Annotated in this window: 7 protein-coding genes and 1 pseudogene; 4 read left to right on the top strand and 4 right to left on the bottom strand. The window is 59.8% G+C overall.

Annotated features, from left to right (window positions below; all coding sequences use genetic code 11):
* Positions 1-154: 154 nt before the first annotated feature.
* Together EN781_RS16430 and EN781_RS16425 are read right to left on the bottom strand one after the other, a co-directional pair.
* A complete protein-coding gene (locus EN781_RS16430) occupies positions 155-427 on the bottom strand; it encodes a hypothetical protein (protein WP_245455710.1) in 273 nt (90 codons plus the stop codon).
* Positions 428-736: 309 nt separating this feature from the next.
* Entirely contained in the window at positions 737-1,627 is an 891-nt protein-coding gene (locus EN781_RS16425) for a helix-turn-helix domain-containing protein (RefSeq protein WP_126055732.1), read from the bottom strand.
* A gap of 431 nt (positions 1,628-2,058) precedes the next feature.
* Here EN781_RS16425 and EN781_RS16420 point away from each other — a divergent pair, with 431 nt between their 5' ends.
* Together EN781_RS16420 and EN781_RS16415 are read left to right on the top strand one after the other, a co-directional pair.
* On the top strand, positions 2,059-3,558 hold the full coding sequence (locus tag EN781_RS16420; RefSeq protein WP_126055731.1) for an arylsulfatase: 1,500 nt from the start codon (positions 2,059-2,061) through the stop codon (positions 3,556-3,558).
* Positions 3,559-3,648: 90 nt separating this feature from the next.
* Positions 3,649-4,551 (top strand): formylglycine-generating enzyme family protein, encoded by a 903-nt coding sequence (locus tag EN781_RS16415; protein ID WP_127400149.1) that lies wholly within the window; start codon positions 3,649-3,651, stop codon positions 4,549-4,551.
* Between the two features lie 206 nt (positions 4,552-4,757).
* On the opposite strand, the gene EN781_RS16410 is transcribed toward EN781_RS16415, so the two are convergent.
* Entirely contained in the window at positions 4,758-5,555 is a 798-nt protein-coding gene (locus EN781_RS16410; RefSeq protein WP_126055730.1) for a hypothetical protein, read from the bottom strand.
* Positions 5,556-5,959: 404 nt separating this feature from the next.
* Here EN781_RS16410 and EN781_RS16405 point away from each other — a divergent pair, with 404 nt between their 5' ends.
* Both EN781_RS16405 and EN781_RS34395 read left to right on the top strand, forming a co-directional pair.
* Positions 5,960-7,639, top strand: coding sequence for a sulfotransferase (locus EN781_RS16405; protein WP_126055729.1), 1,680 nt, complete (start codon positions 5,960-5,962; stop codon positions 7,637-7,639).
* 38 nt (positions 7,640-7,677) lie between these two features.
* Positions 7,678-7,938: pseudogene (locus EN781_RS34395) on the top strand (GIY-YIG nuclease family protein); the annotation flags it as partial.
* 211 nt (positions 7,939-8,149) lie between these two features.
* Here the strand turns inward: EN781_RS34395 and EN781_RS16395 are convergent.
* On the bottom strand, positions 8,150-9,251 hold a 1,102-nt coding region (locus EN781_RS16395; protein ID WP_145965523.1), incomplete at its 5' end, for a porin.

The following is a 9,251-nucleotide window of genomic DNA, read 5'->3' as shown; positions in this document are numbered from 1 at the left end:
AACGGCACCGTCGAGGGAAGCGCGGCGATGATCGGCGTAAGGGGAGGGCGCAGGCGCATGGCAAGAGGCTCGTTGAGAAAGGGACCTCTTGCTAGCGTGAGCGAGTGGCAGGTGCAAGTTCCACCGCCTCTTCAGGACCTGACGTCACTTCCGCTCAATTTATGTGGACGACGACGTAGCGTCCGCCGTAGGGCTGATAGTACCTGCTGCCACAGTGCCACAGCACTGTGCCGTCGATCGTGGTCTTCACGCACGCTGCGGGGAGCCTGGTCACGTAGATGGTCGTACGGCGGATTGTTCTGCGTGTGGTACGCCTTGCGACCCCTGCGACGCTGCCAGGCGTGAGCGGACGGCCAACTTTCGCCTGTGCGTCGCCCACGAAGGAGGAGAACGGGGCAACCGCGTCGACCATATCGGCAAACATCATGACGACGGCGATCCCGGCAGCGCCGGTCAATCTCAAGCTAGGTCTTGCCATTTTTGCATCCTCCCAGAAGCTCATCACTCCGTGCACTTAGATTCGCGGCCGATATAACCACCCGCCCGACGCAAGCCTGCGCCAAACCCAAATCAGGCTGTGCCCGCTCGCAGACCCTGCGTATCAGAGGCAGCTTATTGTTAGCATTTTAGAATATACTAATTCACGAGTGCGACTTCTATCCGGATTGCGCAATTCCATCGAACTCGTTGCAATGACAACGCGGCGCAATTTTCTCGGCGCACGTTACGCCCTGGGTCACGATCTCCCGGCACGCTGAAGTGTTTCCTTCGGAGACTCGCCGAAGAAGAGGCGGTAGTTCGCGGCGAAGCGGCCCAGATGGGTGACCCCCAAATCCATAGCAATCGTTGTAACGCTCAAGCCGTTTGCACGCGCCGTGGTAAGGAGCCGTCTGGCTTCGTTGAGGCGGAGCGCTCTGATGAATTCGAGCGGGGTCACTGCAAATGTGGTGCGGAAGGCGTACTCGAGCTGTCGACGGCTGACACCGATTTCCTTGCACAGTCGAACAATGGGAATGTCTTCCCGGATATGAGTGCGAATGAAATCCTCGGCCGCCGACGCTTGTGTGAAATGACGACTCGCGGAACTGGCTGTCCCGGTCTCACGACTGTCTCCCTCCGCGAAGGCGTCAGCCACCAGCCCCAGATATTCCACGACTGCACCTGGAGGCTGCTCAAGCAGAATTGGATCGCTTGCAATTGTCCCGAGGTGGTCTGCTATCGACTTCATCTGGCTTCTGAGTCTTTGCGCTTCGTCGGTGGCGAGCCGAACTGCCGCGGGGCGATCGTTAATCCGTTCGAGAACCATCCCCGCCGCAATCGACTGGATTTCCATCCAGGTCGCGGTCGGAACAATGGCGACAGCATAAGTGAGACCGGGCCGGACCGTCGCCGTCACGCTCGTGCCGGCAGGGATTGCCAGGATCAAGTCATCTTCGAGCGCAATGCCGCATATCGTCGACCCACAGGCCCGCTCGATAGCCACCAACGCCACGGAGCCTGGATCGAAACCACCCCTGGCGCGGAAGGCGCAATTGAATTCTGGCAGGTCGAGCGCCCACTTGCCGGGGGACTGGATTTGCCGGATGCGCGAGGGAAGCCGGCCTGCCGAAAGCCTGTCGACTTCCACGGGCAGGCCAGAGGCGGCGCTGGTTAGGTCGTCAGGGCCAAGCAGCACATCCCTGTACGAAGGCGATGAAGGCCAAGCAGTCAAAAAAACGTCCTTTGCGCAAAGTGGATAGCAGGACGGTTGTATTAGGTATATCTTATAAGCAAATTGCGCGAAATCAAATTGGCGCGGGAATATCGCCTACAAAAGGCGGGCGGGGACTATGAGCAGAAAAGACCAGTTTCAGTGGGCTGCGCCGAGAACATCGGGTGCGCCCGCCCGAGCAATCATGCGTTGTGGAGCTGCCGGCTTCCTGGGCGTGGCCGTGACGGCCAGTTCGGCGATGGTGTCAAGCGTCCTAGCCGCGGAAGGCGGCGCAAGATCCTGTCTGCTCGGTTCGCGCGGGCCAGGGTTCGAATGCATGAATCAGTTTAGCAGAGCAGGGGCACAACATGAGCAACGATCGTGACTTCCCGGCTGAAGCCGGCAACAAAATCACGCGGCGCGACGCATTGATGGCCGGCACGGCGGCTGCCGTTTCGCGATTTGCCGCACCCGTCGGCCTTTCGGGGGTATTTGCCGGACTTGCGGGCGTTCAGTCGGCGGCGGCCGAGCCAGCGCAGCCCAACATCGTCTACATCGTTTCGGACGATCAGGGCTGGCTGGACGTCGGCTACCATGGCTCAGACATCAAGACGCCCAACATCGACAAGCTTGCCGCGGAGGGGGCGAAGCTCGAGGAATATTACGTGCAGCCGATGTGCACGCCAACGCGTTGCGCCCTCATGACCGGCCGCTATCCGCTACGCTATGGCATGCAGGTTGGCGTTGTCCCCGCTGCGGGAACCTATGGTCTTCCGCTGGACGAAACCCTTCTTCCGCAGGTCCTCAAAGGCGCCGGTTATCAAACGGCGATGAGCGGCAAATGGCACCTTGGCCATGCCAAGACGGATTACTGGCCGAAACAACGTGGATTCGATTCATTCTACGGGGCAACCGTCGGCGAGATCGACCATTTCAAACATGCTTCGCACGGTATCCCCGACTGGTACCGAAACAACAAGCCGATCAAGGAGAAGGGCTTCGACAACATCCTGTTCGGTCGGGAGGCTGTCCGGGTCATCAACGCCCACGACCCGAAAAAGCCCCTCTTTCTCTACCTCGCCTTCACCGCGCCTCACACGCCCTTCCAGGCCCCGAAGGAATATCTCGACCGGTTTAGCAACATCACCGACGAGAACCGTAGAGCCTATGCCGCCATGATCACGGTGATCGATGACGAGGTGGGAAATGTCGTGGCCGCCCTTGAGAAGAAGGGGATTCGCGACAACACCCTTATCGTTTTCATGAGCGACAATGGCGGCGTCATCAACTCGATGTTTACGGGTGACTCGAAGGTGGAGGGCAAACTTCCCGCCAATAATGGGCCATATCGCGAAGGCAAGGGCACCCTCTATGAGGGGGGCACTCGCTCGGTTGCCTTCATGAACTGGCCCGGCAAGATCAAGCCTGGTGTCTTCAATGGCCTGATGCACGTCGTCGACATGTTGCCAACCCTGGCCGGGTTGGCTGGTGCCAAGCTCGACAAGAACAAGCCGCTGGACGGCATGGATATGTGGCCGGCCATCAGCGATGGGAAACCTGCGCCGCGCACCGAGATTGTCTACAACGTTGATCCGATGTCCGGCGCCGTGCGCGAGGGCGATTGGAAACTGGTATGGTCAGCTACGTTACCGCAGAAGGTCGAGCTTTTTAATTTGGCCCAGGACAAATCAGAAGCCACCAATCTGGCTGACAAGAACCCTGATAAGGTCAAGGAGCTGCAGGCAAGAATTACCGAGCTTGCGAGCCAGATGAAGCCTCCACTGTTGCTTATGGAAGCTCTGCGGTTGACGTACTTCACACCGCTGGTGACACCAAGCCCGCAAGAAATGTTCGCTGCGGGGGATTGAAAGGCGGATGAGTTACCGCCGTCCAGACGAGGCCGCCCGATGACTGAGGCACGGCTTGCCACAGAGCCAGCGGCCTCGTCGCACGGCGCTATGGTCTGGATCCCTGGCGGCGAGTTCCTGATGGGGTCCGACCATCACTATCCCGAAGAGGCGCCGGCGCATCGCGTTGTCGTCGGTGGCTTCTGGATGGATCGCACGACTGTCACGAATGGTGAGTTCAAGCGCTTTGTCGAGGCCAGCGGCTACGTCACGGTGGCCGAGCGTCCGGCAAATGCGGCGGACTATCCCGGGGCCAGCGCTGAATCGTTGATACCGGCTTCGGCCTTGTTCGTGAGGCATTCACGCAGCATTGATCGCGGCAATCACTACAACTGGTGGGCCTATGTGCGCGGTGCGAACTGGCGGCATCCTCGCGGGCCTGCCAGCGGACTCAGGGGCCTCGAAAATCATCCTGTTGTGCACATCGCGTACCAGGACGCGGAAGCGTATGCGAACTGGGCGGGTAAGGCGCTTCCGACAGAGGCCGAATGGGAGTTCGCCGCCAGGGGCGGGCTGGATGGCGCTGAGTTCACATGGGGCGACGAGCTAACCCCGGGCGGGCAGCACATGGCCAACACGTACCAGGGCGAGTTCCCATTCCGCAACGATTGCGAGGACGGCTACGAATGGACAGCGCCGGTCGGCTCTTTTCCGGCAAACGGCTACGGGCTCTCCGACATGGCTGGCAATGTCTGGCAGTGGACGACTGACTGGTACCAGGAGCACCGCCGGATCGAGAGCCCTTGTTGCACGATTGCCAACCCGCGCGGCGGCGAACGCGAGGCGAGCTACGATCCGCTGACGCCCGACATCAGGATTCCACGCAGGGTAACCAAGGGCGGATCCTTCCTGTGCGCTCCCAGCTACTGCCGCCGTTACCGCCCGGCCGCGCGCATGGCGCAGCCTGTAGACACATCCACATGCCACCTCGGCTTCCGTTGCATCACGCGTTGAATGCGAAGACATTTTGCTCGGACTCGGCCGGCGTAAAGCAGGGGGATTCGGTTCAAGTAAAGTAGTGGTTCAAAGCGTAAGCGGTTACGGCAAGTATATATCCGTCCCTGACGGCATGCGCAGGCGGGATGTGACAATGTTGATGGCGAGCAGCCGCAAGCCTTCATAGGCGAGCGCATCAGTAGTCTCTGCCGGGTGCCGCCGGATCAGAAGCGGTAGATCGCCCCGATTACCGGTCCCTGCTGGACGACGTCGAAGACGAAGCCGTCGCCGTTGTCGTAATTGACCCCGGAGGCACGATAGCCGATCAGGGCGGAGAACTTGTCGTTGACCTGATAACCGACGCCGCCCCACAGATCCCACATGTAGTCCGACGAGCCGCCGCCGGCCATGGCCCAGCCGCTCAGATACCACTCGGAATTGATGTTATAGCGCCCTTTGAATCCAGCCAGCGCGTCAACCCAGGTATCGCCTTCGCTGAAGGTCAGCCCGTCGAAGGCTCCGCCGCTGAAGGATATGTCGGTATCGACCGACCAGATCCGGGCACCCGCCAGGAGATCGAGGCTGCCCGAGGCGTCGTCGATCAGGCGATATTCGCCAGCCGCGGTGTAGGTCACGCTCTCGGAGTCGACGCTGACGCTGTCGGCGACGATGCCGTTGGGCGTGGCGTTTTCGCCCGAAAGCTTGATGTACATGAAGTCGTTGAACAGACCGAAGTCGCCGTAGCGGAGTTCGGCGACGAGCATCGCGCCGAAGTCCAGATGCTTCAGGATGTCGGAGAACGAGTTTTCCACCGAAACCGGAGGCAGCCCGAACTGTCCGACGTCGCCACTCATGCCGGCCGCCCACAGATATGTGCCCGCGGTGAAGGACCAGTATGGCTGGCCCGCCGGCGCGGCTTCCTCAACCGTCTGAGCGTTCGGGCTCGGCAGGTCAGCAGCGAAGGCACGTGCAGAGCCAAGCAGGACCAGCCCTACAAGCAGCAGATTCCGGTCAAAACGCATTGTCATTCCCCTCTTATCAAATTTCGTAGCAATAATAGCAGGATTATTAGCAGGATTCGCCCTGCAGTGAATCGGTCAAGATCGCGTCCGTCGCATGGTATTGTGTATTAGTATCATCTAAAATTATGCGGTCGCGGCCGACGGGTCAACCGGCCCGCCCGTTCAGTCGATCGGCCAGCCTGCTGGCGGGAAGGCGCAAGCGCGGCGGGTGTTCGCTCAGGGTCTTCCTTCAGAGTTCCCTGTTCGCTCTGTCATTCAGGCCCGGCAACAAACTTTGCGTTTCTGTCGGGCGACATGGCCTGGCGGCTGGGCGGGCGCCTTCACGGCAGGTTTGTGGACTCTTCCCTGGCGGCTTGATTCGTCAAAGGCTGGATTCTCCCTGCTCGTTTTGCTAGCGAGACAAGATGAGCAACCGATTGCCGCCCGCGTGGTCCAAGCATCTCAAGAGCCGATCCGCGTCGCCAGCCAAACAGCCGCAAGCAAAGCCGCTGCAGCCGAGGCCGCCGCAGGTAGTGCCGACGCGCGCCCAGGCCGACGACATGCTGCTGCGGCAGGCGCTCGAACTGCAGAAGGCCGAGCGGCTGCCGGAGGCGGAGGAACTGTGTCACCGCGTCCTGGCAAGAACGCCCAACCATGCCCTCGCACTGTACATACTGGGCACGCTGGGGCTTAACGTCGACAACGAGTTGGCCATCAAATTTTTCGCTAGGGCTGCCGCCCAGGAGCCCAGCAACCCATACTATCAGCTCAGTCTGGGCGAGGCTTGCTTGAAAGTTGGAGACCACCCGGCGGCGATCAGGCATTTGCAGCGCGCCTGCGAACTGAAGCCCGATCTGGTCGAGGCATTGTGCGGGCTGGGGCGGGCTTATGCCGGGTTTGACAAGGCCGAAATGGCCCTGCCGATCTACCAGAGGGCACTAGAGACCAATCGTGATCATCTGCAAGCCCGGTTGGGCTTGGCGGATACACTCATCAACCTCGGACAGATGGACGAGGCAGCAACGTGTCTGAAAGAAACCATCGCCCGGCGTCTGGACGTACCTGGAGCCTACCGCGCTCTTGTTAACACTCGAAAATTTTCCACCGAACCGCCCGAACTCAAGTCCATCTTGGACGAACTTGGCAAACCTGCAATTTCCGCCGGCGAGCAGTATGGGCTTCATCTGGCGGCAGGCAAGGTTCTGAACGACCTTGGCCGCTATGACGAGGCGATGGACCATTTTCTAAAGGCCAAGACATTTAAGACCCGAGATTTTGATGTTCATTCCTATCGTAGGCGGATCGATTCCCTGATCGGGTTATTCGATGCAGGCCTGGTAGCATCCAAAGCGGGGTATGGTAACCCATCCGAAATGCCCGTGTTTGTCCTCGGGATGCCACGCTCGGGTACAACCCTGACCGAGCAAATCTGCTCGAGTCATCCGGAAGTTCACGGGGCCGGAGAGCTTACGAAACTGGGGCGAATGGCGGCGTCAATCGGTTTAAAGCTGGAGCCGGGACGATCTTTTGGAGAGGCGGTAAGGTCGATGACGATCCAGCAATGGCATGCGCTGGCTGAGGAATATCTGTCGTACTTGCGTCTTTATTCGCCTACCGCGCCACGCATTATCGACAAAATACCTCATAATTTCGAGCTTGTTGGCCTTATTGGAATTCTTTTCCCAAACGCTCGGATTATTCACTGCGGGCGTGATGCTATTGACAATTGTCTTTCTTGTTTCTTTTCAAATCTTCAAGAAGGCCATAAGTACAGTTACGATCTTGAGACTCTTGGGCTGGTCTATCGTGAGTATGATCGGCTTATGCGGCATTGGCACACGATATTCCCAGGGCGAATTTTTGAGAATCGCTACGAAGACATGATCTTTGATCAAGAAGGGCAATCGCGTCGTCTTATAGATCACCTTGGCTTGACCTGGGATGATGCCTGTCTTCGCTTTTTCGACAAGGTTGGGTCGGTCAGAACAATCAGTCGCTGGCAAGTTCGCCAACCGATCTACACGTCGTCGGTCAAGCGCTGGAAAAACTATCAGGGCAGAATCCAGCCATTGATTGATGCCTTGGGCGATCTGGCGGAACTTTAAGAATCATTTGCCGACCGATTGCTGGATAGCCGTTGCTCATGACCGGCTACGTCCACATGACCGCAATCCGGAAGTGGGGCGCGATCTACATCGGCGCCACAAACGACCTCGGTCGCCGCATACCGCAGCACAAGTCCGGTCAGGGTCCGTGCTTCACCAGCCGCTGCGGTGGCTGGTACGAGGCGTATTTCGACGTCCGTGACGCCGTTCAGCGCGAGAGTCGCTAAACGCTGGCCGCTGGTGGAAGGTCGAGCTGATCGAGAAAACCAACCCAGTTCGACCTCTTTCGCGGAACCGGGCAGTACCGTTCGGTTCTGAGACGTCGGAGCGCTGCCGCGAGGTTACGGCATGGATACTCAGGTCTGCGCGGTCGCTTCGCTCCCGCCCCGCCCGAGGGTGACGAAGCCGGGGACTTTCCGGCGCATCGCGCGACTTTGATAATCGCGTCGCCGTTGTACGAAAAAACCCGGCGGTTGCCCGCCGGGTTCGATTTCGGTCAGCCAGGGCCTGTTAGAACGAGCGCTGGAAGCGGAGGAGACCGCCAACGCTGTTCTTGCTGTCGGCGTTGGTCCAGTTGGAGAAGCCGGCGTCATCGAACTGACCTGCGTGCAGGTAGTCGACTTCGGCCGTGACGGTGAAGCCGGGCACGATGTCGTAGGCGATGTTCGCTGCGATGCCGAGGTTCTCCCAATCGTCATACGAGATCTGGGTGTTGAACGAGGTCTTCTCGTTGAACTTGTAGGTGCCGCCACCCCAGACCGCCCAGTTGCCGCCCCACTGCTTGAAGAAGCCGCGACCGCCAGCCGGGATTGCCCAGGTGCCGTCCGTGAGGTTGTCGTCGGTGCCGTAGCCCGCCATGATGAACAGCGAGATCGCGTCGGTGGCGTTGACGTCCAGGCGAACCTTGCCGGCGACTTCCTCGTAGTTGGCGTCATAGGCGACGACGCCAGTGATGGCGCCCCAGCCCTGCGTGTACTTCAAGCCGCCGACGACATGCGGAACGTAGCTGTCGATCGTGCCGACGACGCCCGAGCCTTCTTCGAGCGAAAGGACGGCGGAGAAACCGTTGCCGGCGTCGAAGTAGTACTGGATGACGTTGGTATCGAAGTCACCGTACGGAACCAGCGTATCCTGGATGACGTTGCCGGCGTAGCCGATGAACGTATTGAAGGCCGATTCGTCCTTACCGACGCGGAGGCCACCGAGCTGGATCCAGGCGAAGTTCAGCGAAACGCCCTTGTTGCCGGCCGGGTTGGAGAAGGTCTCATCCGTCGCCGTCGTCGCCGGATCGTCCGGGATGCCGTAGGTGTTGCGGTTGCCGAAGTTGAAGCGGGTCTCGGTATAGGTCTTCAAGGTGCCGAGCTCGGTTTCCTGGCCGGTCCAGGTCTTCAGCGTGAAGCGGGCGTTCTTGTACCAGGTGTCCTGCTCGTCGCCGTCCTCGTGGTCGACTGACGACGCACCGTCGAACGAGCCGACGTCGCCGAGGCCGATGTCGTAACGGACATAGCCGCCGATGCGCAGGCAGGTTTCGGTGCCGGGGATGTAGAAGTAGCCCGAGCCGTACACGTCGCAGATCTTGACGTATTCAGCCGGTTCCGGCTCGGCGACGACA

Source organism: Mesorhizobium sp. M4A.F.Ca.ET.090.04.2.1, from assembly GCF_003999085.1.
Taxonomy (GTDB): Bacteria; Pseudomonadota; Alphaproteobacteria; order Rhizobiales; family Rhizobiaceae; genus Mesorhizobium.
This window is presented reverse-complemented; position numbering and strand designations above follow the sequence as displayed.

Bases quoted from the DNA above. Each gene is read 5' to 3' on its own strand.
- EN781_RS16430 (WP_245455710.1), bottom strand. From the start codon at position 427: ATGATGTTTGCCGATATGGTCGACGCGGTTGCCCCGTTCTCCTCCTTC.
- EN781_RS16420 (WP_126055731.1), top strand. From the start codon at position 2,059: ATGAGCAACGATCGTGACTTCCCGGCTGAAGCCGGCAACAAAATCACG.
- EN781_RS16415 (WP_127400149.1), top strand. From the start codon at position 3,649: ATGGTCTGGATCCCTGGCGGCGAGTTCCTGATGGGGTCCGACCATCAC.
- EN781_RS16410 (WP_126055730.1), bottom strand. From the start codon at position 5,555: ATGCGTTTTGACCGGAATCTGCTGCTTGTAGGGCTGGTCCTGCTTGGC.
- EN781_RS16405 (WP_126055729.1), top strand. From the start codon at position 5,960: ATGAGCAACCGATTGCCGCCCGCGTGGTCCAAGCATCTCAAGAGCCGA.